The 22355-nt window shown below is 55.1% G+C and carries 21 protein-coding genes; 9 read left to right on the forward strand and 12 right to left on the reverse strand.

Annotated elements, in window-relative coordinates; all coding sequences use genetic code 11:
• Positions 1–45 precede the first annotated feature (45 nt).
• From efeO to IEY53_RS00585, 3 genes are all read left to right on the forward strand, one after another.
• Positions 46–936 carry an iron uptake system protein EfeO gene (gene efeO, locus IEY53_RS00575; protein ID WP_189021678.1) on the forward strand — a complete coding sequence of 297 codons (891 nt, stop codon included), beginning with the start codon at positions 46–48 and terminating at the stop codon, positions 934–936.
• Between the two features lie 5 nt (positions 937–941).
• Positions 942–2249, forward strand: a complete 1308-nt coding sequence (gene efeB / locus IEY53_RS00580; RefSeq protein WP_189021679.1) for an iron uptake transporter deferrochelatase/peroxidase subunit — start codon at positions 942–944, stop codon at positions 2247–2249.
• Between the two features lie 78 nt (positions 2250–2327).
• The gene (locus IEY53_RS00585) at positions 2328–4133 is read left to right on the forward strand and encodes an FTR1 family iron permease (RefSeq protein WP_189021680.1); all 1806 of its coding nucleotides are present in this window, start codon (positions 2328–2330) and stop codon (positions 4131–4133) included.
• Between the two features lie 379 nt (positions 4134–4512).
• Here the strand turns inward: IEY53_RS00585 and IEY53_RS00590 are convergent, their stop codons facing one another.
• Complete coding sequence (locus IEY53_RS00590) at positions 4513–4836, reverse strand: DUF3889 domain-containing protein (RefSeq protein WP_229695899.1); 324 nt, start codon at positions 4834–4836, stop codon at positions 4513–4515.
• 147 nt (positions 4837–4983) lie between these two features.
• Between IEY53_RS00590 and IEY53_RS00595 the strand changes: the two genes are divergently transcribed.
• The 5 genes from IEY53_RS00595 to nagA all read left to right on the forward strand — a co-directional run bounded on the left by IEY53_RS00595 (position 4984) and on the right by nagA (position 9649).
• Positions 4984–5550: a sigma-70 family RNA polymerase sigma factor gene (locus tag IEY53_RS00595; protein WP_189021681.1), complete on the forward strand. Its 567-nt coding sequence runs from the start codon at positions 4984–4986 to the stop codon at positions 5548–5550.
• Positions 5547–6656 carry a DUF4179 domain-containing protein gene (locus IEY53_RS00600; protein WP_189021682.1) on the forward strand — a complete coding sequence of 370 codons (1110 nt, stop codon included), beginning with the start codon at positions 5547–5549 and terminating at the stop codon, positions 6654–6656. The genes IEY53_RS00595 and IEY53_RS00600 overlap by 4 nt, the downstream gene beginning before the upstream one ends.
• Positions 6657–6870: 214 nt before the next feature.
• Positions 6871–7752, forward strand: a complete 882-nt coding sequence (locus IEY53_RS00605; RefSeq protein WP_189021683.1) for a MurR/RpiR family transcriptional regulator — start codon at positions 6871–6873, stop codon at positions 7750–7752.
• Positions 7749–8477, forward strand: a complete 729-nt coding sequence (gene nagB, locus IEY53_RS00610; protein WP_189021684.1) for a glucosamine-6-phosphate deaminase — start codon at positions 7749–7751, stop codon at positions 8475–8477. The genes IEY53_RS00605 and nagB overlap by 4 nt, the downstream gene beginning before the upstream one ends.
• Complete coding sequence (gene nagA, locus IEY53_RS00615; protein ID WP_189021685.1) at positions 8465–9649, forward strand: N-acetylglucosamine-6-phosphate deacetylase; 1185 nt, start codon at positions 8465–8467, stop codon at positions 9647–9649. The genes nagB and nagA overlap by 13 nt, the downstream gene beginning before the upstream one ends.
• Positions 9650–9739: 90 nt before the next feature.
• On the opposite strand, the gene IEY53_RS00620 is transcribed toward nagA, so the two are convergent.
• Positions 9740–10612: a YhcN/YlaJ family sporulation lipoprotein gene (locus IEY53_RS00620; protein WP_189021686.1), complete on the reverse strand. Its 873-nt coding sequence runs from the start codon at positions 10610–10612 to the stop codon at positions 9740–9742.
• 204 nt (positions 10613–10816) lie between these two features.
• Here IEY53_RS00620 and IEY53_RS00625 point away from each other — a divergent pair, with 204 nt between their 5' ends.
• On the forward strand, positions 10817–11887 hold the full coding sequence (locus IEY53_RS00625) for a glycosyltransferase family 4 protein (protein ID WP_189021687.1): 1071 nt from the start codon (positions 10817–10819) through the stop codon (positions 11885–11887).
• A gap of 74 nt (positions 11888–11961) precedes the next feature.
• Here IEY53_RS00625 and IEY53_RS00630 read toward each other — a convergent pair whose 3' ends face one another.
• The 10 genes from IEY53_RS00630 to IEY53_RS00675 form a co-directional block, all read right to left on the reverse strand.
• Entirely contained in the window at positions 11962–12999 is a 1038-nt protein-coding gene (locus tag IEY53_RS00630) for a glycosyltransferase family 4 protein (protein ID WP_189021688.1), read from the reverse strand.
• Positions 12996–13718: a glycosyltransferase gene (locus tag IEY53_RS00635; RefSeq protein ID WP_189021689.1), complete on the reverse strand. Its 723-nt coding sequence runs from the start codon at positions 13716–13718 to the stop codon at positions 12996–12998. Before IEY53_RS00635 ends, IEY53_RS00630 begins: the two co-directional genes overlap by 4 nt.
• A 32-nt stretch (positions 13719–13750) precedes the next feature.
• A complete protein-coding gene (locus tag IEY53_RS00640; protein WP_189021690.1) occupies positions 13751–14326 on the reverse strand; it encodes a class I SAM-dependent methyltransferase in 576 nt (191 codons plus the stop codon).
• Positions 14327–14364: 38 nt separating this feature from the next.
• Positions 14365–15081, reverse strand: a complete 717-nt coding sequence (locus IEY53_RS00645; RefSeq protein ID WP_189021691.1) for a glycosyltransferase — start codon at positions 15079–15081, stop codon at positions 14365–14367.
• A gap of 2 nt (positions 15082–15083) precedes the next feature.
• The gene (locus IEY53_RS00650) at positions 15084–16109 is read right to left on the reverse strand and encodes an NAD-dependent epimerase/dehydratase family protein (RefSeq protein ID WP_189021692.1); all 1026 of its coding nucleotides are present in this window, start codon (positions 16107–16109) and stop codon (positions 15084–15086) included.
• Entirely contained in the window at positions 16106–16945 is an 840-nt protein-coding gene (locus tag IEY53_RS00655) for a dTDP-4-dehydrorhamnose reductase family protein (RefSeq protein WP_189021693.1), read from the reverse strand. The genes IEY53_RS00650 and IEY53_RS00655 overlap by 4 nt, the downstream gene beginning before the upstream one ends.
• The gene (locus tag IEY53_RS00660) at positions 16942–17928 is read right to left on the reverse strand and encodes a polysaccharide biosynthesis protein (RefSeq protein WP_189021694.1); all 987 of its coding nucleotides are present in this window, start codon (positions 17926–17928) and stop codon (positions 16942–16944) included. The genes IEY53_RS00655 and IEY53_RS00660 overlap by 4 nt, the downstream gene beginning before the upstream one ends.
• Positions 17918–19012, reverse strand: a complete 1095-nt coding sequence (gene wecB, locus IEY53_RS00665) for a non-hydrolyzing UDP-N-acetylglucosamine 2-epimerase (protein WP_189021695.1) — start codon at positions 19010–19012, stop codon at positions 17918–17920. The genes IEY53_RS00660 and wecB overlap by 11 nt, the downstream gene beginning before the upstream one ends.
• Before the next feature lie 527 nt (positions 19013–19539).
• A complete protein-coding gene (locus IEY53_RS00670; protein WP_189021696.1) occupies positions 19540–21006 on the reverse strand; it encodes a glycosyltransferase family 4 protein in 1467 nt (488 codons plus the stop codon).
• 199 nt (positions 21007–21205) lie between these two features.
• Positions 21206–22342: a CgeB family protein gene (locus IEY53_RS00675; protein ID WP_189021697.1), complete on the reverse strand. Its 1137-nt coding sequence runs from the start codon at positions 22340–22342 to the stop codon at positions 21206–21208.
• Between the last annotated feature and the right edge of the window lie 13 nt (positions 22343–22355).

The following is a 22355-nucleotide window of genomic DNA, read 5'->3' on the forward strand; positions in this document are numbered from 1 at the left end:
ATTGATAACGATTATCAATGATAAAGGACAAAAGGGGTGTGTCGCTTGAAGTTTAGTTATGCTGTACCCGCAGGGTTGCTCGCTGCTGCGATTGTGTTTACCGGATGTGCCGCAAATGACAAGGGCGGCAACGCTGCAGCCACGGAGAGTGGAGCGGCAGCTGCAAACGGCGGGACCGTTACGGAAACGCCCGCTGCCGATACGGCTGCGGCAGATTTTACTGCGGCTACCGAGCAATACAGGGCTTATGTAATTGAGCAATGTGATGCGTTTGTAAAGGAGACCGAGCATTTCACAGAAGCGGTCAAAGCAGGCAAACTGGAGGAGGCCCAAGGGCTGTATGCTCCGGCCCGCATGTATTATGAACGAATTGAGCCGATTGCGGAAGCCTTGGGCGATCTGGACCCGAACATCGATGCCCGTGAGAATGACGTAGCTGCTGCGGACTGGCGCGGATTCCACAAGATTGAGAAAGCGCTCTGGCAGGATCAGACTACGAAAGGTATGGCAGAGACTGCCGATCAATTGCTGAAAGACGCCCAGCTGCTGCGCGCCAAAGTAGAGACTGTGGAGATTGATGCCAGCCTGCTTGTTACCGGAGCGGTTGAGCTGCTCAATGAGGTCTCCTCCTCCAAAGTTACCGGTGAAGAAGAACGGTATTCCCATACCGACCTGTATGATTTTGTTGCCAATGTAGAGGGTGCGCAAAAAATCTATGAACTGCTAAAGCCTGAACTGGCTAAAAAGGATGCCGAGCTGGAGAAGACCATCGGCGAACGTTTCGCCGCCCTGCATGCCGAGCTGGCCCCGTTCAAATCCGGGGAAGGGTATGTATCCTACGAGGCGCTGAAAGAAGAAGAAGTCCGCAAGCTGAGCCAGAATCTGGATGCTTTGGCGGAACCTTTGTCCAATATGGGGACGATCCTGGGAGTGTGAGTGGAATGAGCAAGCAAAACAAGCCTATGGATGAACACATCCAGAACGGCTCCCTGCTCGGCAAAAAGCTGAACCGCCGGGATATGCTGCGGCTTACCGGCGCCTCCGGCCTCGGACTGCTGCTGGGCGGCAGCGCGATTGGCGGCATCATGGGAACACGCGAAAATACCCCCAGCTCTGCCGTGGCTTTGGACAACACTGGCGGGGACATCATCCCTTTCCATGGCAGCCATCAGGCCGGCATCCTCACACCGGCTCAGAATTTCCTCGTCTTCGCTGCCTTTGATCTGACTACCGTCAAGCTCCCGGAAGTGCGGAAGCTGCTGGAATCGTGGACAACAGCAGCGGCCTCCCTGACCTCCGGAAAGCTGATCGGCGATGCAAACGACAACCTAAATCTGCCGCCTTCCGATACCGGAGAAGCGGACGGGCTTCAACCTTCCCGCTGTACACTCACGTTCGGGGCCGGGCCTTCGTTGTTTGATGCAAGGTACGGACTGGCGGCGTTGCGCCCGGCCCAGCTTGCAGATCTCCCGCCTTTTGCAGGCGACAGTCTTGACCCCAAGTGGTGCAGGGGAGACCTCTGTGTCCAAGCCTGCGCCGATGACCTGCAGGTGGCGTTCCACGCCATCCGCAATCTCGCCCGGATCGCCCGCGGCATTGCCGTGCTGCGCTGGACTCAGGAAGGTTTTCAACGCACAGGGGCAGCCGATCCCAAAGGTTCTACACCCCGCAACCTCCTGGGCTTCAAGGACGGAACGGGCAATCCTGAGGTGTCGGACAACGCCGAGATGGACCGGGTCGTCTGGAACAGCAGCAGCGACGGTCCTGCCTGGATGGCTGGCGGCACCTATATGGCCGTTCGCCGCGTACGCCTGCGTATCGAGGTCTGGGACCGTTCCTCGCTGAGCGATCAGGAGGCGACCTTCGGCCGCCACCGTAAGACCGGCGCCCCTATCGGGGCAACGGACGAATTCGCCGAGCTGGATCTGAAGGTACAGGATAAGTCCGGCAAACCGCTGGTCCCACCCGATTCACATTCGGCGCTGGCCCATGGTGACGGCACGGTCAAAATGCTGCGCCGCTCCTACTCCTATTCGAGCGGACTGGATCCAGTCACAGGCCAGCTGGATGCCGGCCTGCTGTTCATCAGCTTCCAGCGGGATCTGTTGAAGCAATTCATTGCCACCCAGCAGCGTCTTGCGGCCAGTGACCGTCTGAACGAATATATGGTCCATACCGGCAGCGCAGTGTTCGCCTGCTTCCCCGGTATCCGCGAAGGCGGGTATATCGGACAATCTTTGCTGGGCTAAAAGACATGCTCCCGGACTCGATTCCGGGAGCATGTCTTCTACTATTGACGTGTGATTTCATGAAGGAGGTTGTTCCCGATGTCATTTATCAACTCTCCCTGCCGGCGGGCGCTGCAGGCAGCCGCGCTGGTTATACTGCTGGGGTTGCTGCTGATCTTCCGGCCGGCAGCAGCCGCTGCGGCGGCAGGCTCCGCCGCGTTTGACGAGCTGCTGCCGCCTGTCGGCAGCGCGCTCGTCGAAGCCGGCCAGGGCCGCTGGGAGGCGGCCGCCGCCGATGTGGACACGTTCGCTGCGCTATGGCGCACGGCGAACGAAGGCACGCCGGACCCGGCACTCGCCGGTCCGGCTGCCGCCGTGGACGCCGCGCTTGCCGACGCGGCGGCGGCCCTTGAGGCGGGCGGCGGCAAGCCCGCCTCAACCGCATTGTCCACGCTCGCCCGGGCCGTGGACGCGTACATCACCGCCGCCGCCGGCGAAGGCGGTGACCTCAGCGCCGCCGGGCAGGCTGCGGCGGCTCAGTTGCTCCCCGCCGCGGAGCGTGCGGCGGAGGCGGCGCAGCGCGCCGACTGGACGGCGGCCGCGGAAGCGTACGCCGCCATGGTCAGCGGATGGAAGCCCGCCGAGAGCGCCATCCGCCAGGACAATCCTGCCGTCTACGGCTTGCTGGAGACGAAGATGAGCCTGCTGCGCATCGCGCTGCAGGCCGAGCCGCTCCGCGAAGCGCCGGCACAGGCTGAATCTGCGGCACTGCAGCAGCTGCTGGCAGATTACAGCGCCGGCAAAAACATCGCGGCCGGCAACATCTCCACAGAACCCGCGAGTATTGCCGGGCTGATCAGCTACCTGAACAAGGCAGCGGCTGCCGTCAAGGCGGGAGACAATGCAGGAGCAGCCGGGATCATGGAGCAGTTCATTGTCGCCTGGCCGGCGGCCGAAGGGCAGGTTCAGATCGCTTCGCCGAAGGTCTATAACAGAATCGAGAACGAGAGCGCTGCCGTAGCCGGCTATCTGCTCTCCAATCCTCCAAAACTCGATCAGGCCCAAGCTACGTTGGCCGACATGCTGGCCCAATTGACACCGCTGGCCGGTGAGTCCAGCTATACAGCCTGGGATGCCGCATTAATCCTTCTTCGCGAAGGCCTGGAGGCTATTCTGGTTCTGGCTGCCCTGCTCGCTTATCTGAAGCGCAATAACAGCGTTGCGGCTGGCAGATGGGTCTGGTCAGGGGCCGCAACAGGTCTTATCTTAAGCTTCGTCATGGCCGCCCTGCTGACTTATACCCTCTCGCTGGCCGCAGCCGGGGGAGCCCGTGAGCTGATCGAAGGCATAACGGGTCTTGTAGCCGTTGTGATGATGTTGACGATTGGGCGCTGGCTGCACAGCAAGTCCAATACAGCCTCCTGGAACCGGTATGTCGGCAGACAGGTTGATGGAGCACTCGCTAAAGGAAATCTGTGGTCCGTCTATTTCGTAGCTCTCCTGGCCATCCTGCGGGAGGGGGCCGAAACGACCATCTTTTATGTTGGCATGGCCCCTTCCATCCAGACCTCCCAGCTGCTGCTGGGCATCGGCAGTGCGCTTGTGATCCTTATCATCGTGGGCTACGCCATTATTGCGTTCAGCGCAAAGCTGCCAATCGCCGCTTTTTTCCGTACGGCGACCGTGTTGATTTATTACCTGGTATTCCGCTTTCTGGGCGAAAGCCTTCATTCGCTGCAGGTGGCCGGCAAGCTTTCGGCACATGTGTCGGAAGGCTTGCCTTCGGTCAGCTGGCTGGGATTGTTTCCGACCTGGGAAACCTTGCTGCCCCAGCTTCTGGTGCTGATCTTCATTCTGTGGGGGCTGCTGCGCCGGACACCCAAAACGCCGAGTATCCTTAATTAAGCTTCTGAATACTGATTTTCCAGACTTCATTCCGGCGGCGGCTCACTGAGTACCAATCCGGAATGGAGTCTTTTTTCACTGCACTTTATACATCATAATGCTGGTACATTGGGCTCATTTACGTTTTGACTGCATTTTGTGCATTAGAAACTGTAGAGTTGCCAGAAAAACGGCTATTTTGTAACTGTCCGCTGCAGGAAATACATCAGAATGGACTTTTTAGCCACCAGATGATGATTATACTGCACTAAATACATTAGGACTCTCTTCATCGCAGATAAGGAACGGCAGTTTACCTGTTCCCCGACTTTATGAGATGCTTAACAGAATCCTTTATAATCCAGGTGATGTAATTTGGGAGTTTCGAGGAGCAGAAGGTTTAGCGGTCCGTTTCGGAGAAATTTATCGTCTCGATCTGATCGGTCGCGGGATTGAAGCGAATGGACACAAGAACGCCAAATTCCTTGCCTGTTTTGCTCCGGACCCACAGTTTAAATTTCTCCTCGGAGAGCTTGGGCTGGATGTCCGTACGTCCCACATGCTTATAGTCGAGAATGTCGGCATTGTATTTCTGCTGTGTCACTTTCACGGCTACAGTTCCCCACTTGGCATATTCCGGAGCCGCTGGACTGACTGGCATACTTGCGCCCAGACATAAGCCCAGAACCATCGTCAGCAACGGCACGATCCACATTTTTTTCATGGCAACCACCTTTTCGATGATGAACTTTGGGCTTAGCGTTTCCCCGCGCCAGCGGTTCTATGCCAACAATAGCGAGAGAAATGCTCTTCGCAGACGTTGTATAGAGTGTAAAGGCGCTTTTACAAAACTGATAAGGAGATTTCATTCATGAAGTCTAATGACACTAACTTCGTCCGGCGGCTGCAACGGCAGCATGAGGATGCCCTGGAGTTCATCGTTGAACGCTATCTGCCTCTGATCAAGGGAATCACCCACAACGTGCTCGGCCCGCTGAACAATAGCGGAATCATTGACGAATGTGTAAATGATGTATTCCTCTCCATCTGGAACCATGCGCATAAATTCAAAGGAAAACCGGAGGATTTCCGCAAATGGGCAGCGGCGATTGCCAAATTCAAGGCCATTGATTATTACCGCAAAGCCCGCAGAGACCTTGCAGACGTTACGGATGCTGCGGATGTGCAGGTGGTTATGTCGGCTGAAGACGAGCTGCTTTTACAAGAGGAACGCACGGAACTGCTGGAGCTGATCGATCGGCTGGAGCCGGTGGAGCGGGAGATTTTTATGATGAAATATTTCCTTGGAGCTTCAACGGAGAGTATCTCCGCCAAGCTTGGATTGACCCGAGCGGCTGTAGACAACCGGATCTACCGGGGCAAAAAGAAACTTCAGCAGCAGGCCGTAAACCTACAGATGGGAGAGAGAAGCCTGTGAGAGATCTATATGAACTGTGCAATGAGGTCAACCTTAAAGAAGACGAGCTCCTGGAAATGGACGTTACAGCGTTGGAGAAAGCCAGGCTCAAACAATCGCTCAAGCAAGCCATCCATTCTGCGAAACCACGTTCCTCCTGGAAAAAAAGAGCCTTGGCCGCTGCCATGGTTGGCGCCCTTTCCCTGACGGCGCTTGGACTGACTTTTCCTACCTATGCAAGCAGCCTGCCGGTGATACGCGATATCTTTAAGATGTGGAACGATGGCAGCACGGGACCGGGGGTGTACGACCATTACAAGGAATACTCCACAGCGCTGAATTTGTCCCAGACCAGCAAGGGAATATCCGTAACGATGCAGGATGCCATCTATGACGGCCAAACCGTATCCGTGGCTTTTGCCATCGAGAGCGAGCAGGATTTGGGAGAGAACCCTACAATTCAGGGCAGCCCGGTCCTTGTTGGAGCTACAGCCATGTCCGGCAGCTCGCGTATCACCAAAATCGATGACCATCATTATGTCGGTTTGTATCATGCTACGGGGCTTGCCGGCGATAAAGGAGCTGCTGTGAACGTGGACTGGGAGCTGAATCGAATCATCGTCCATGAGACTTCGAAGGAAATTAAGGGGAGCTGGTCCTTCGAACTCAGCCTCAAGGCTACAGAAGGCAGGACCCAACTCATCGGCCAAAGCACCGAGCAGGCAGGCGTGCGGGTGAACCTGGACAAAATCACTGTGCACCCGATGTCATTCACGGTACATTACAGCCAGCAGGTCGGGCAGGAGCCACGCAGCAAATGGGATGACGCCGAAGTGGTGCTGGACATCACCGACGATCTAGGCAACCATTATACGGGGAAGACCAACGGGGGTACGGGCCAAGACGACTTGACGATGAAGTGGAGCACAACCTTCAGCAGGCTTGATGCCAAGGCTGCCCGCCTCATTGTCACTCCGCGTGTGATCTTGAGAAGTTATTCGGCAGAGAACCATGGCTCGGTGGAGCTGAACGGGAGCGAAGTCAAAGCCGGCCCGCCGCTTGGGAAGTCAGAGGGCAGAACAGAGGAAATTAGGCTAAAGGATCTTGTGATTGATTTGCAGGATTGAGCTTTTATCGTCAAATCACAATATGGGCTGCCCGGTATGTTGGGCGGCTCTTTTTGCGTTTAACCGGCCCAAGCCTGGGGACTGCGAAATTTCCGTGAACCGGCTCTTGCATCCAAGCGGATTTTGCTTTATTCTGAGTATGAAAATAATTTTCTTTATTTATCGCATATTAATAAAAATAATTTCAATAAGAAAACAAAGTCGAGGTGGATGTATGTCTCCCATCCTGCATGCGCTGGAGAAAGAGAAGTCCAAGCTATCCCAACTGGAGCGCAAACTGGCCGAACGGATTCTGGCCTCGCCCGGCGATGTGGTTCATATGGGCATCACCGAGCTGGCTGAGCAATGCAGCATCAGCCCGGCGACCATCACGCGTTTCTGCAAGGTATTTCATTTCAAGGGGTTCCCCGATTTCAAAGTGAAGCTGGCTGCCGAACTGGCGCACAGCGATGCCGCCCCGCAGGACGGCAATTCCTCCTATCAGGATATTGTCGCCGGGAACCCGCTGTCAGTGATTGTTGAGGCCATGCAGGCGAATCATCTGGCCTCTATCCGGGATACCACATCCCTCCTTAACATTGAACGCCTGCAGGCTGTTATCAGTTTATTGTGTAGCGCCCGGCGGGTGGATCTTTACGGGATGGCGACTTCTTCAATTGTGGCTCAGGATTTCTACCAGAAGCTGGTCCGCATTGGCGTGAACTGTACGGCTTTTGCCGATTCCCATATGCAGATTACTTCCGCGTCCTCGCTCGCAGCAGGCGATGTTGCGTTCGCTATCTCGTATTCGGGGGAAACGCCGGAGACAATCGATGCTTTGACCTGTGCCGGAGCAAGCGGAGCCAGTACGATCTCACTGACTTCTTACGGCAGCAGCACTCTTGCTACACTGGCCGAGTTCCCGCTCTTCTCCTCCTCATTGGAGCAGGGCATGCGGCGTGGCGACATGGCTTCACGGATCGCCCAGCTGCATATCATTGATATCTTGTTCACGGGTATGGTCAGCTCAAAGTTTGGAGATTTTATTCCCAAGCTCGAGCATTCTTATCTTAATGTTCAACAATACAGGCATAAACGGGGAGGTTCAATGCAATGAATATTCTAAAGTTCCACAGTGATGAGGATTTCGTACAAACCGGTGCCAATCTGATTGCCAGTCTGCTTCAAAGCAACCCAAAGGCCGTGCTCGGTCTGGCCACCGGCAGTTCTCCGGTTGGCGTCTATGCTAGACTGGTGGAAATGTATAACAAGGGCCTGGTCAGCTTCGCCAAAGCCTCTTCCTATAATCTCGATGAATACGTCGGCCTGCCGGTGGATCATCCGCAGAGCTACCGCAGCTTCATGAACGGGCATTTGTTCAACCATGTCGACATCGATCCTGCCCGGACGCATGTGCCGAACGGCAATGCTGCCGATCTTGCTGCAGAGTGCCTGGCTTACGACCAGATGCTGGAGAATAACGGACCGGTGGATCTGCAGATTCTCGGCATTGGCAGCAATGGCCATATCGGCTTCAATGAGCCGGATGCCAGCCTTAGCAGCGGCACCCATGTCGTGGATTTGCTGGATGAGACACGGGAAGCCAATGCCAGATTCTTCGAGAAGCTGGATGATGTTCCCCGGCAAGCCGTGACCATGGGCATTGGCGGCATTCTTAAGGCGAAACAAATCGTGCTGCTCGTGCGCGGGCAAGAGAAAGCCGAAGCGGTCCGCAATGCCGTGGAAGGGCCGATAACCACACAATGTCCGGCTTCGCTGCTGCAAAGCCATCCGAACGTGGTTGTACTGCTGGATGAAGGAGCAGGCCAATGGCTCAAATAATCCAGGAAACCGGGAAGCTGTTATTCGGTCAAGTGCTTACTCCAGACGGCTTGATCGCCAAAGGTGTCATCGCTGTATCGGAAGAACAAATTCATTATGCCGGTGAGTCAGACTGGCTGCCGGAAGTCTATGCTCACTGGCCGGCCAGCGACCAGGACACTGAAACTCTGCTCCTTCCCGGGTTCGTCGATGTCCATGTTCACGGCGGAGCGGGTCATGATTTCATGTATGCCGATAAGGAAGCTCTCACTGAAATCACCAGATTTCACAGCACTCAAGGCACGACTACGATGCTCGCGACGACTATGACGGCGAATAAAGCCGGCATCGATCAGGCGCTGCATGAAATCCATAACTTCCGCTCATCCCCCATGCCTTACGCTCAGCTTGCCGGGGTACATCTGGAGGGTCCGTTCATCAGTCCGAAATGGTCGGGAGCCCAGAATCCCGAGCATATTGTTCCGGCCAATATCGGATGGCTGGAGGAATGGGAAAGTGTTTATCCCGGCCTGATCCGCCAGGTCACCCTGGCACCGGAGTGTGAAGGAGCCCTTGCCGCCATCCAGTGGCTGCGCAGACACCGCATCACTGCCGCACTCGGACATACAAATGCCTCATATGAAGAAGTCATTGCAGCTGCGGACGCCGGTCTGAATCAAGCCGTGCATATGTTCAATGCCATGACCCCCCTTCATCACCGCAAGCCGGGCGCGGCTGGGGGCGTGCTGTCCGATCCGCGTATCCGCGCGGAGATTATTGCCGATGGCATTCATGTCCATCCCGCAGCCATTTCCCTTCTGGCCCGGCTCAAGCAGCACCATAATCTGCTGCTGATTACAGATGCAATGTCAGCAACCGGGCTCAGCGACGGCGAATACTTCATCGGCGATCTGCCGGTGATTGTCCGGGAAGGAATTGCGACACTCAAGGAGAACCCCGAAGCACTGGCAGGCAGCACGCTTACTATGATTCGCGGCTTTCGTTACCTGGTGCAGGAGGTAGGCCTTACATTAGAAGATGCCTCACGCGCTGCCAGCTTCACCCCGGCTCTTTCTCTCGGCATGGAGCGGAGCATCGGCACCCTTGAAGCCGGTAAACGCGGTGATATCCTCAGACTGGATGCAAATCTCGGGCTGCTGGGTGTTTGGATAAATGGCCGAAGCCTGGATTGAGCTTATTAAATTGTAAAAAACGCAGCAATCCCTGCCATTTCGGCTGAAAGGATTGCTGCGTTTGCTTTTACCATTGGAAATACTTCCTGTTTATCGGCCCCGTGTCGGAAAAATCCGCTCCACCATGGTCCCGAATTCATTGGCAAAACCCCTAATTGGGTGTCCTGCCCGGGTCTCTTCGGCAAACATACCCACACGATCCACAAATTCAGGATTAGCCGATACATAGACCGTATCGATATTTGGAGCCTGCTTTTTAATTTCAGAAGAAACTCTGTCCTTAATCTCGCGGGTTACCGTCTCTGTTCCGGCATTTGTGGTGTTGCCCAAGCCGGCACCACGGTTTCTAATTCCTGTATCGAGCCCGTCATCTATTCCTGTATCTGCTGCATCATTGCGCAGGCCTCTTCCCAGACCCATATCAACATCACGCTTCATTCCACGATTATCCATCATGTCCGTACCGTTCGTGTTTGTGTCCGCAGTACCTCTCATACCTTGGCCTGTACCGCCCATGGCACCACCAGGGCCCGCCATAGAGCCGTTCGTGCCGTTCATGGTAGCACCTGTACCATTCATCGCTCCGTCCGTACCCGGCATTGTTCTGCCTGTACCCGGCATTGTATTTCTGGCATTGTATTGTGTGTTGCCTCTGGTATGTGTACCTCCTGCAGCTTCATCCAGAGTGACTGCCACATAGGCGCTTCTTCCGGCCACCAACACATTGGCTGAACGGATATCCGCCATCGCTGCAATCCGTTCAGACAGCTCCTCGCTCATCTCCATGTTATCCATGGAATGGGCGCGATTCACGGAATTCACGCTCAAGCGTCCGTCCTGGGCTCCACGGGTATTTTTTGTGGTTACTTCCCCGGCCGTATTGTTTGTTCCGCACCCTGTAATGCTTACCACGCCGGCAAGCAGCGCGGCAGAGACTGACATGCTGATCCTGGAACGCAACATGAATTCATCCTCCATCTCATAAGTTGTATGTTGTGCATTGTAACAATCGTTAGGATAGCCTGCTTCGGAACAAGCTATCCTGAAAGGATTTGGCATACTGCTCTTTAACCGTCACCTGCCGGGGTGCAGCGGCGTATCTTATAAACAGTAAGCATATCTTTGGCCAAAGCCGGTGTTGCTCGTCAAAAGTCAGGAGGGGTGAGCATGAGGGTTCTATTCACATTTTACGTACCCAGTGGCGGGGTGGAAACGCTGAACAGACTGCGATGTGAGAGTCTGCAGAGCAGCGGCATTGAATGCCATGTGCTGTATCTGAGGCCCGGTACAGGCGCGCAGGCCTGCACCAGCTTCCCGGTATTTATCACCTCCTTGGATACAGAAATCAAGGGGATTCTGGATACGCATCATTATGATGCCATTATTGTAACGTCCGATTTTTTACTGCTGGAACGTCTTCGCCGTCTGGGTTATGACGGAGTTCTGATTTATGAATCCCAAGGACTTGGCAAACGGAGTGATGCCGAGCTGATCATCCGGGAAGCAGTGCCTTATCTGCAAGCCTACTGCAATGCGGTACTGATTCCGCCTACGACGCATTTGCTGGAGCTGTTTATATCCATATGCCCCTGGCTGCACCGTTATATTATCCCTAATATTGTCGATGTCCAGTCCTTCCGCCCTATCCCGGGAGAAGCCCCGCATGACCCCGTCATTGCCTGGGTAGGGCGGCTGGAGAGCAACAAAAATTGGCGGGAATACCTGCAAATCGCCCGGCAGATCCGCCGCAGCAAGCCTGATTTGCATCTTTGGATGTTCCACGACCCTGATCTGGCAACCGAGGAGGAAAGGGAAGCCTTCGATATCGAACTGCATGCCAGCAAGCAAAACGACCGGCTGAATGTATTCACGAATATCCCGAATGCGCAAATGCCGGTATATTATTCCTCTATTGCCGCTTCAGGCGGCTTCCTGCTATCCACCTCGATCACGGAGGGTTTCGGATATGCTGTGGCGGAAGCGATCTGCTGCGGCTGCCCTGTGCTCAGTACCGATTCCGATGGCGTACGCTCCTTTATTGTTCATAACGCCTCCGGCAAATTCTACCCGCTCGGCAATATTGAAGCCGCTGCCGCGGAAGGCCTTGAGCTAATGGATAATCTCCCGCTCCGCCAAACGATTCAGACACAGGGAAGAGCACATATGGAGGCCAGCTTCGGTGCGGAGCGGTACGCCCATTCCTTCCGGGAAATGCTGAACTCGTTTGCTATTTTTTAAACGGGAAAAGAACCCTCAAGCCACTGAAGTTCCGCGTGGTATTGAAGGTTCTTTTTTTGTTCGCCAGGCAGTCATTAGGATCTGGACATAATTTCAAACAGCTCAGCCTGAAAGATTTCCATACTTTTTGCCCAGGTAAAAGACATGGAATCTTCCTCCCCTCTACGGGCAAGGCGCAGGCGCAGGTCCTTCTGCGCAATCAACGTGATGATATCGAGCGCCAGCCGGTCCTCGTACCGGTAGGACATCAGACAATTATGCCCATGTCTGCCATACTCCATATTGCCGCCTGAATAGACTGTGACCAGTGCCGCTCCGCAGCGCATGGCCTCCAGTCCCGGCAATGATCCGCTGTCACTTGTGCTGGAGCTAACAAAAATATTGCTTTCATTATAATGAAAGCAGAGCTCTGCATCGTCGGCAGGCGTCCGCAGATGATATCGAGGATTCGCAACTAGCTGCTGGAGTTCCGGGGACCCGGCATACTCACCTGGAGGTACGATCAGATACAGCTCTACTCCGGGATAGATATCCTTCACCAAATTTAACTGCTGCAGGAGATATTCCTGTTCCCGGTGGCCTGAGAATCCCCCTTCCGGCTTGCGGAGAATAGCGGAGATCACCAGTCTGCGTTCCGTCTGATCCCGGACATGCAGATTGCGAAAGTCGGGGTTCAGGCCGATCGGCACGATAGTCCCCTTGATACCGTGATTGATCCGGATAATCTCCTGCTGCCAGCGAGACAACACAAGCAGATTCTGAGTCATGTGATATGAGGCAAAAGACTGGTTGTTATCAGGGAGAAAAATCGGTTCATAACAGAGCGCCAGCCGGATATGAACCCCTTTGCCCATATGGCTGGCCTTGTGTGAAACGGACACGGTTGTATAGTAATTGGATACAATTACGTCGGCATAGGGAAAATCACTCTCCGTCAGCACACCCGTCTCCGCATAGACAACCTTGCACCTCATCGGATATTCCACAACCCCATCACCCGGCATAAGAATAACGACGTCATGACCGTTCTCGGCCAGGCGGTTGGCCAGCTCTGCCAGCATTCGCTGCGCGCCTCCCCTGGAGAGTGTCAGAACCGGAAAGGTAATTTTCATCCGCCTCTCTCCTTCCGCAAAAGACGTGAGAGAATCTCGCGGTGTTTGGCTTGAACCCCTTTAATTTCTTGTGTCTGCGCCTCCTTATGAACGACAGAACCCATCTCCTTATGCACCCGGTAGTCCAGCAAGGGCTCTTCTATATACGACCATTCATAGTGCGGCAAAATACGCAGCCACAGGTCATAGTCCTGAGTATACAGAAAGGATTCGTTAAACAACCCCACTTTCCGGAAAATATCCATATGCAACAGGACGGAACTTCCGTTTACCGGACATCCCGTCATCATCGTCTCTACCAGCTCACCTTTATTATATATAGGCATCCGGACCGGCTCGGAGATACGAGTCCCCAGTTCATTGATGTAATAATAACCGGTATGGTTAAACAACGTTCCGGTATGCTGCAGCCTCTCCATCTGCCGTGCGATTTTGTGCGGATGGAACAGATCATCGGCACTTAACCAGGCAAAATAGGTGCCGCTCGCCCGCTCTATACCACGGTTCAGAGCGGAGGCGGTGCCGCCATTGGATTTGGGAATATAAATAATTTTTTCTTTGAAGGATTCCAGCTTCTCCTTCTCCCGCGTAGAGCCGTCGTCAACGACAATGATCTCCAGGCAGGGATAAGTCTGATCTAACGCGCTTTGTACAGCCCGATCCACATAGGGGCAATTATAAAATGGGATGACTATAGATACTTTAGGCTCTTTGTTCATGCGCTCACCTCCTTCATCCCGAGGTTCTGTGCCTATATGGTTTTGCAGGCGAGCAGGGCATCCAGCGGAGCGTGATCGTCGCCAAATGCTTTACGAAATGACGGATTCCCCGCATGGTGATAGCCCTTCAGCACCGTTACAGCATAACCCAGCTTCAGAAAATCCTCCGGCTCCCAGCCGCTGTGATGCTTTTGATATTGCTCCCCCTGCAAATGAAAATGATCGATGTCTTCCTGGGGGAAAAACCCCCGCGGAGTGAACACCACCACTCGGCACGTTGCAATCTGTTCTGCCATGCCGAGCAGCCTTTTACCTTGTTCCATTGAAAAATGCTCCAGGGAATCAATAAAGGTTACGGCGGAAAAGGTCCCCGGTAAAAACAGCCGAGCCATATCAGAGGCATCCGCATTCACCGGAATGATATGCGGTGAAGTATACCTGCGGTGCAGCAGATAAGGGCGGTGAATATCGAGTCCCAGCACCACGGATGCCCCGTACTTTTCGAGCAAGACCCCTGTACCGCTCCCGATATCCAGAATACTCTCCGAGAATTTCAGCTGTTCCAGCAGCACGGGCAGAAAGTCAATCACTTCAATCTCCCGGTACATCCTCTTCCCCCCTTATGGTGGTCCGCAGGCCCGGACTGTCAGCCTCCCATGGAGGAGATCAAGCCCCGGAGCAGTCCATGGTAGCGGGCGTTGGTTGCCGCAGCTTCAGCCATTATAGTGTCATAATGCTTGATCGTTCCCATTCCTTCATGCTGCCGGTAAGCCGTCAACGATTGATTCAGCATAACCGGCGCATAACCGTTCAGGATAGCCCGGAACCACAGGTCATAATCATGGGTGTAAGGCAAAGCCTCATCAAAAAGTCCAATGGCTCCGAACACTTCCTTCTTAAACATTACCGTGCAGCCGTTGATCGGATTCCCTTGCAGAAAACAGCGTAAATACTCCAGGTGATTGGGAAAAAGAGCTGCGGCGTTCTGCTGAATCAACTGGGAAGATCCGTTAATATAATTGAAATTCGTATAGGAAATGAGCAGGCGGTTCTCTTCCATGAACGAAACCTGATTGTTGATTTTGTCATAATAGAACATATCATCGGAGCTGAGCCAGGCAACGTAATCCCCCGTAGCATGACGAATGCCGTGATTCAGCGCCGTAGCCGTCCCGCCATTGGCTTTGCCCAAATAATGAATCCGGGACAGATAAGGCATGAGACGATCCCTATGTTGGGTTGAGCCGTCATCCACTACAATGATCTCATAGGGCTTCCACGATTGGGAGAATACGCTTTGCAGCGCCTGCTCAATATAAGGACAATTATAAAAAGGAATGACTACCGATACTTTGGGTTTCAATATCATCTCTCCTCTCCGTTCGCCCGGGTGTACTCCAGAATATCTGCCAGCGACTGCCCGAGCCCGATGCCCGGGGCCCAGCCGAGCACAGTGGCGCTAACTTCCGGTATTTCCAGGTCCTCAGGCTGGCCAGAACCATCCGCTGCCGGCTGTTGATGCGGCAGTTGAGCGCGGGCCGACGGTTGTGCCGATTCCGCAGGCCTTTGGGTTTCGGGCCCCCAATCAACCTCTACCTTTACCGTTGAACGCTCCACCATCTGCTCCGTGATCTCTCCAAGCTGGCGGGGAGTGCCGGAATCAATGCTATAGACAGTCCCGAGCTCACCGCTTTGCAGGATATATTCGTAAGCCCGTACTGCGTCTCTCACATCCAGGAAATCACGTTTGGCATACCGGGAAGACAGTTTAAACGGTGGTGAAGGCAGACCTGCTTCACTACGGACAATATGCCGGGCGAGCAAGGAGCAGAAGCCGGTGGAAGGGCCGGGACCAATCAGATTGCAAGGTTCCGCCAGCAGGATAGGCTGCTTGAACAAGGTTCCCCAGGCAAGTGCCGCCAGCTCTTCCATGGTCTTACTGAGACTGTAAGGATGAGGAGGCCCTTCCGCCAGGCCCGGTCTGTATTTCAGGCGGGAGCCGGCGACCAGAATACGGCTGGACGGGAAGCTCCGCATGGCCTCCAGCAAATACAAGGTAGCCATGACATTCGTCTCCATATAGAGCATGGGGTCCTTCCAGGATTCCGGAACCGAGTTGCGTCCCGCGAGATGGAGCACCTCCTCCGGAGCCGTATCCGCAATCATGGTGGCGACAGCCTGCCGGTCACTCAGATCACAGACGTACACCTTAACTCCTTCCGGGAACAGGTCTGATTCAGCAGAGGCTGAGCCGGAACATGCTCCGGACGCTGCCCCCGGCCTGCGGCGCAGCACCGCAGTAACCTCGGCACCGGCAGCTGAGAAATAATCGACGGCATGCCGTCCGGTAAAACCGCCCGCTCCGGTAATCAGCAGTCTCTGCCCTTTCATGAGGCCACTCCCGGCCGCTTCATCCAGTCGGCAAGCTCCGCCAGCATAACAGCATAGGACGGGAGATCAAATACAACATCCGCCCTTGTGCTCACAAGTGTCCGGTCCTGAACAGGCTCATCTTCCGGGACAATCTCCACATCCGTTTTGTCAAAAGCACTCTGCATCTGCCGGAGCAGCTCATATTTGCTTACCGGAGACGGGTGAGCCAGATGAACCAGGCCCGACAGCTTGGAATCCAGCAGTGAATCCACGGCTTTGGCCAATTCAAGGGTCGTGACCCCGTTCCACATTACGCGGCGGTACCCGGATACCCGCCCCGTTTGGCCCAGGAACCATTCCATCAGCCCGATGCCCCCGGCGCGGATTTCCGGCCCGATAATGGAGGTGCGGATCGTCAGATGACCGGACTCGCGTACCTCTCCCAGACTTTTGGTAATGGCATATACGGAGGTACCATCAGGCACATCGTCTTCGGTATAACCGCCGCGTGTCCCTTCGAACACGCAGTCGGTACTGATGTGGATCAGCCGGGCATGAACGGCATCTGCTGCCCGCCGCAGCCGGTGGGGCAGGAACCCGTTGACATGGTAGGCTCCTATTTTGTCCCGTTCTGCAAATTGATTCAGCACGCCCATCGCATTGATGATGCAGTGGGGAGCCACGATATCCACCAGCTTCTCCACGCCGGCAATATCGTCGGCATCTACATACAATCCGCCGAGATCATGCTTATCCCGGGTTGTATGGAAGACGTGATGCTTGCCTTGGCGGCGGAAATAATCCGCCAGCATATGACCCGCCATACCGTTTCCGCCGAGGATAAGCAGCTTCATTGCAGAAAACCTCCCTGAATCAGAATCTCTTTAATCTCATGGCGGTTCATCAGGTTAGTCTCCGAACTGAAGCTGTTAAAGGAGACATGCGGATACCCTTTGTAGTGCTCCTTCAGCTCCGGCATATCCAGGGTAGGAAGGATGACCAGATACTGCTCATCGTAGACCACCGTCGTCAGGCTTTCAAAGTCGCTCATCAGAATTTCATGGATTTTCTCTCCAGGCCGGATTCCCGTTTCTATAATGCTGACACTCGTGACCCCGGAGTCTTCGATCAACACTTCGGCCAAGTCAATGATCCGGCAGGTAGGCATAGTCATGACAAAAATCTCACCGCCAAGACTGACCTCCGACGCTTTAAACAGCAGTGTTATCGCATCGCGCAGGGTAAAAAAGAACCGGGTCATGTTCATATCGGTAATACGCACCTGGCCCTTTTCCTTGATCTGCTTCATGAATAAATGAACCACACTGCCATTCGTGCCGAGAACATTGCCGCCACGCACAGTCACAAACCGGGTTCCCGACCCCAGCAGATTGGCATATACGAACAACTTCTCGCCGATGGCTTTGGTCATGCCGTAGAAGTTGGACGGATTGGCGGCTTTATCGGTAGAGATGTAAATGGCCTTCTCCACATTATTGGCGACCGCTGCCTCAATAACATTCTGGGTGCCGACGACATTGGTCTTCAGTGCTTCGTAAGGCTGGTCTTCACACACGGGCACATGCTTAAGCGCCGCCAGATGGAAGACGAAATCCACGCCCCGGCAGGCCAAGACCAGTGCATCCTTATCACGGATATCGCCAATGATGAAGGTTAGGCGGCTGTCCTCGAATTCGCGGCTCATCGCCACCTGGGCCGACTCGCTGCGGGAAAAGATAATGATTTCTTTGGGATTCTGCGGGAGAAGCTGCCTGATCAGCTCATGCCCCCAGGAACCGGTGCCGCCTGTGACCATAATCCGTTTATTATTGAACATGCAGATTCCCTCCAAGCAATAATTTGGCTACCTTGACCGAGACGTCCGGTGTCAAATACCCCTCCGGCGCCTCCCAGCTGCGGCTCATTGCCGTCATGAGCTTAACGCAGCGCAATATATGATGCTGATCCACGCCGGAGACCACGTTGCTGCCGCAATCCACAGTCTCCGGACGTTCGGTTGTGCGGCGGATCGTCACGGTAGGGACACCCATCAGACAACATTCCTCTTGAACGGTGCCGCTGTCGGTAATCGCACACCAGGCGTGCTGTTCCAGATAGACAAAATCAAAAAATCCAAACGGCTCATGAAATTCAACGAGAGGGTGCATCGTAAGCGGAAACTGCTCCGTCAATCTGGAGCGGGTACGGGGATGGATGCTGCAAATCAGGCGGATCCCAAAATGCTCAGCCACGGCGTTCAGGCCCGACATAATCTGTATCAGCGCTTCAGGATCATCCACATTCTCGGCCCGGTGCGCAGTGACCAGGAAATATTCGCCCGCCGTAAGCTGGAGCCGTTCCAGGATATCACTGGCTTCAATATGCTGCTTGTAATGAGACAAGACCTCATGAATCGGGTTGCCCGTAAGGACAATACGTGCGCTTGGAAAACCTTCACTCAGCAGATGCCGTTTGCTCTGCTGTGTATAGGGCATATTTATGGTCGAGACCGCATCGATGACACGGCGGTTTTTCTCCTCCGGCACTTTGAGGTCAAAGCAGCGGTTGCCCGCCTCCATATGCACGACCGGAATCCCCATCCGCTCGGCCAGAATCGCACAGAGCGCACTGTTCGTATCGCCCAGCAGCAGAATCCGGTCCGGCTGCTCCTTCAGCAGGATTGGCTCCAGCCCGCCGAACATCGCGGCCAGCTGTCCGCCAAGACCTGCCTGCTTATCCTGCAGTACATAGTCCGGTGCCCGCAGCCCAAGCTCGGCAAAGAAAATCCCGCTGAGACTGGCGGTGAAATTCTGCCCGGTGTGCACCAGTACATGACGTTCTGCATGTTTGTCGAGAAGCGGAATAATCACACTGAGGCGGATGATTTCAGGCCGTGTGCCCAAAATCGTCATGATCTTCATGAATTCACTCCCCTGCCTTCTTTGAAATAGGTGGCGGAAGTCATCCACCTCAAATAACGGTAGTAGAGAACGGGGATTTAGCGGGAAAAACTCCCTCTAAATCAGTCCAATACATTAACATTGTGAGATTAACAGGAATAATTCCCACTATTCTTGCTTCATTCCGCTAAAAACGGGCTTTCTTCGGCAATTAGTGGGCAAAATTCCTGCTAACGGGCTGAAAGGAGCCCAAAACCCTAAATTAGTGGGTGAAAATCCCTTTATCGCGGCGGCGAATGATTCCCTTGGCTCGCTCCCGGTAAGGAGCATGGTGTAAAGACGGTGTCGAATGAGTCTCGACTGCGGTGAGCAATCCGGCGCGTGCAACGTCAGCGTCAGCGTCAGCGGGCAGCGTCAGCGGGCAGCGTCAGCGGGCAGCGTCAGCGGGCAGCGTCAGCGGGCAGCGTCAGCGGGCAGCGTCAGCGGGCAGCGTCAGCGGGCAGCGTCAGCGGGCAGCGCGAGCAAGCGCCGCCGCGTGGCCGCCGGCGCTATCCCGCCTTGCGGCGGCGGCCGGAGCGCCGCGCCGCGCTCCGTCGCTTGCCGGCGGTGCTCCGCCGCCGCGCCGTCCGGGCCCGCCGCTTCAGCTCAGCGCGGCGGCGGCCTTTGGCGCGGCGCAGCCGGCCGCGCCGGAGCTTGCCGCGCCGGAGCCGGGCGGCGCGGCGTGGCAGGCCCTTGCGGCGCGGCGCGGCCGCCGCTTCAGGCTCGCCCGGGGCTTCGCCACCGGGCGGAAGCTCCACCGCCGGTGCGGCCTGCGGCTCCGGCGGCGCAGTGCAGAAGCGGAGGTTCCACCTCTCCGCATACCCTTGCAGGCGCACGCGATAGGCTGCCGGCCCATAGGCGGCAACCACACGCTCCCGCGCCTGGCTGCCTATGGCGGCCGCAAGCTCCGGATTCGCCAGCAGCATGCCCACCTTACCGGCCAGGCCGTCGATGTCGTCGGCCGCAACCAGGTAATCCGCACAACCTGCCGCGTGCAGGATTTCACGCAGTCCGCCGGAGCTGTAGGCAACTACCGGCTTTCCAAAAGCCAGCCCTTCCAGAGCCGTCATCCCGAAGCCTTCCCGGATGAGGCTGGGTACGACCAGCACATCCATGGCACAATATGCGGCGGGAAGACTTTCTTCGTACCCGATAAATTTAAAGTGCGGGTTAAGGCCTTCCAGCTTTACTTTGCGCACACAACGTTCGTAATAGCTTTTGTCACCCGGTGTACCGATGACCATGAACCTTGCTTCCGGATGAACAGCCGCTACCAGCACCGCCATTTTCACGAAATGCTCAAGTCCCTTTTCCTTATTGATAAAGGAGGAGATATACCCGACCAGCTTCTCACCGGGCCGAATCTGCAGTTCGCGGCGCCGCTCACCCCGCAGCTTGCTCCAGGCTTCCAGCATGATATCGGCATCATTCCAGGAAGGAGGCAGATGTGTCACCTTGCTCTGCCGGATATCCTCCGGGAAACAGGATGCAGCCGTATGCGAGATTACCAGGATCTCATCGCTGTTGCGGTGAATGATGTCTACACTGATCGGTGTATGCTCGTTGTCAGTAATCGTCTCGGAGATTTTCCAGACCACCGGAATGCCCAGCGATTTGGCTGCTATGGCCGGCAGGACATGGACGCAGGTGCTGGTAATAATGAATGCCGGGCGAAGAACAGCCAGCCACTCGCTCAACTCCCGGTTCTCCTTGCTGTCCTGGAATTTGCGGATATCGGCTTCCAGTCCCGCATACGGTGTATACATCCCGTATACCAGCGGAATCGACATCAGATGCACATCTATGCCGGAGAGTCTGGCCTTGCGTGTCAGCTTGCCGTCCTGGGGGGCGACGAGAATACAATTGAAATAGGGGGAGAGCTCCCGGCAAAAGAACAGCAGCAGCTTCTCCGCTCCCGTAATGCTCCGTACATTGGAAACGTGGGAAAAGAGGACGATGGTTGCTTTGTCGGTCATGGCGTATTGGCGCTCCCGGATAAGGGGCTTGGAGCAGCCATTCACCTCCCTGAAAGTTATTCCGCAGCACTCCCGCATGGAGAGCAGGCAGACGCCAAATCCGGTACTTCAGTATATAGAAGGGATACGGATGCCGGCACGACATCTGTCCCCCGGGTTAATGCACAATTCCAGTACTGCTTCAACTAAAGGGTCCCGGTCAGCGGTAAATAATGTTCAGCATCTGATCCAGCCGTTTGGTGTAGGTATGATCCTTCAGTGTCCGTTCAAAGGCACGCAGAACCATGGAGCGGCGTTCTTCTTCATGGGTTAGGTAATAACGGATCTTCTCCATCAATTCCTGCGGGCTTGCGAATGTATCTATTTCTTCGCCCACTTTATAAAAAGAGCCCAAGTCATCCCTGGCATCACTCAGCTGCAGCGTGCCGCTGGCGGCGATTTCAAAGGTACGCGGATTCGGCGAAGCTGCCGGAATCATCAGCGTGTTGTTATTGACCACCTCGTCGATGTGGGAGCGGTGAAGATTAATGACTATTTTGGAGCCACTGTAGGTCATTGCCGTCTCCACAGGGGACATCCATTTGCCGATCTCGATACGCTCTCCGTACAGCGGAGCCTCCGGCAGGCGGTCCCACCAGATTCCGTTGATGACCGTATTGTAGGTCATCAGGTCCGGCATAATTTCCCGGAAGAACGTCACACGGTTCCAATAGGCGGAACCGATGAAGCTGATATCCCGCTGCACGGCCGAACGGGTAATGGTTGGCTGATAATGCTCACGATGGGCGGCAAAGGGCAAATAATGTACCTCAGGGCAGCCCATTCCCCGGTAGAAATCCAGACAGTTTCGCTCAAGCGTAAAGACATAATCGTAATGCGCGACGATTTTTGCCGTGAAATCGGTATAATACGGATCATCTGTAAGCCAAATTGCTGTCCGGATTCCCAATCCGCGCAGCAACGAGATCTGTTCCAGCTCCAGATCCATGCCGTCCAGCACCAGAACCAGATCCGGGCGCTGCGTTGCCGCCAGCTCCATCAGATTTTGCCGGACATCGGTAATCGTGACCTGAGCCGTTAATTTCTGCAAAGCCGCGAGAACCGCATCATCCAGCGGAGAATACGGATAACCTTTGCCGGAAGCTACGTACATGACATGAATATTGCGTATCGGCGGCACTTCTTCGGGACGTGCATTCATCGCCGCAAGACGGCCCCGCAGATACCCTTCATCGTAGCCCCCCTTGAATCCGCTCAAGCGGCCCCGCAGTTTTTCTTCTTCTGCAGGCGTCAGAGGCAGCGGCGGGGCTGGCAATATAAATTCAGTGTTGTTCATAAATAATCGCTCC

Source organism: Paenibacillus albidus, assembly GCF_014644435.1.
Taxonomy (GTDB): domain Bacteria; phylum Bacillota; class Bacilli; order Paenibacillales; family Paenibacillaceae; genus Paenibacillus_AQ; species Paenibacillus_AQ albidus.

What these genes read in the sequence shown, in the direction of transcription:
- efeB (WP_189021679.1), top strand. Translation starts at nt 942, where the DNA reads ATGAGCAAGCAAAACAAGCCTATGGATGAACACATCCAGAACGGCTCC.
- IEY53_RS00585 (WP_189021680.1), top strand. Translation starts at nt 2,328, where the DNA reads ATGTCATTTATCAACTCTCCCTGCCGGCGGGCGCTGCAGGCAGCCGCG.
- IEY53_RS00590 (WP_229695899.1), bottom strand. Translation starts at nt 4,836, where the DNA reads ATGAAAAAAATGTGGATCGTGCCGTTGCTGACGATGGTTCTGGGCTTA.
- IEY53_RS00595 (WP_189021681.1), top strand. Translation starts at nt 4,984, where the DNA reads ATGAAGTCTAATGACACTAACTTCGTCCGGCGGCTGCAACGGCAGCAT.
- IEY53_RS00605 (WP_189021683.1), top strand. Translation starts at nt 6,871, where the DNA reads ATGTCTCCCATCCTGCATGCGCTGGAGAAAGAGAAGTCCAAGCTATCC.
- nagB (WP_189021684.1), top strand. Translation starts at nt 7,749, where the DNA reads ATGAATATTCTAAAGTTCCACAGTGATGAGGATTTCGTACAAACCGGT.
- nagA (WP_189021685.1), top strand. Translation starts at nt 8,465, where the DNA reads ATGGCTCAAATAATCCAGGAAACCGGGAAGCTGTTATTCGGTCAAGTG.
- IEY53_RS00620 (WP_189021686.1), bottom strand. Translation starts at nt 10,612, where the DNA reads ATGTTGCGTTCCAGGATCAGCATGTCAGTCTCTGCCGCGCTGCTTGCC.
- IEY53_RS00625 (WP_189021687.1), top strand. Translation starts at nt 10,817, where the DNA reads ATGAGGGTTCTATTCACATTTTACGTACCCAGTGGCGGGGTGGAAACG.
- IEY53_RS00630 (WP_189021688.1), bottom strand. Translation starts at nt 12,999, where the DNA reads ATGAAAATTACCTTTCCGGTTCTGACACTCTCCAGGGGAGGCGCGCAG.
- IEY53_RS00635 (WP_189021689.1), bottom strand. Translation starts at nt 13,718, where the DNA reads ATGAACAAAGAGCCTAAAGTATCTATAGTCATCCCATTTTATAATTGC.
- IEY53_RS00640 (WP_189021690.1), bottom strand. Translation starts at nt 14,326, where the DNA reads ATGTACCGGGAGATTGAAGTGATTGACTTTCTGCCCGTGCTGCTGGAA.
- IEY53_RS00650 (WP_189021692.1), bottom strand. Translation starts at nt 16,109, where the DNA reads ATGAAAGGGCAGAGACTGCTGATTACCGGAGCGGGCGGTTTTACCGGA.
- IEY53_RS00655 (WP_189021693.1), bottom strand. Translation starts at nt 16,945, where the DNA reads ATGAAGCTGCTTATCCTCGGCGGAAACGGTATGGCGGGTCATATGCTG.
- IEY53_RS00660 (WP_189021694.1), bottom strand. Translation starts at nt 17,928, where the DNA reads ATGTTCAATAATAAACGGATTATGGTCACAGGCGGCACCGGTTCCTGG.
- wecB (WP_189021695.1), bottom strand. Translation starts at nt 19,012, where the DNA reads ATGAAGATCATGACGATTTTGGGCACACGGCCTGAAATCATCCGCCTC.
- IEY53_RS00670 (WP_189021696.1), bottom strand. Translation starts at nt 21,006, where the DNA reads ATGACCGACAAAGCAACCATCGTCCTCTTTTCCCACGTTTCCAATGTA.
- IEY53_RS00675 (WP_189021697.1), bottom strand. Translation starts at nt 22,342, where the DNA reads ATGAACAACACTGAATTTATATTGCCAGCCCCGCCGCTGCCTCTGACG.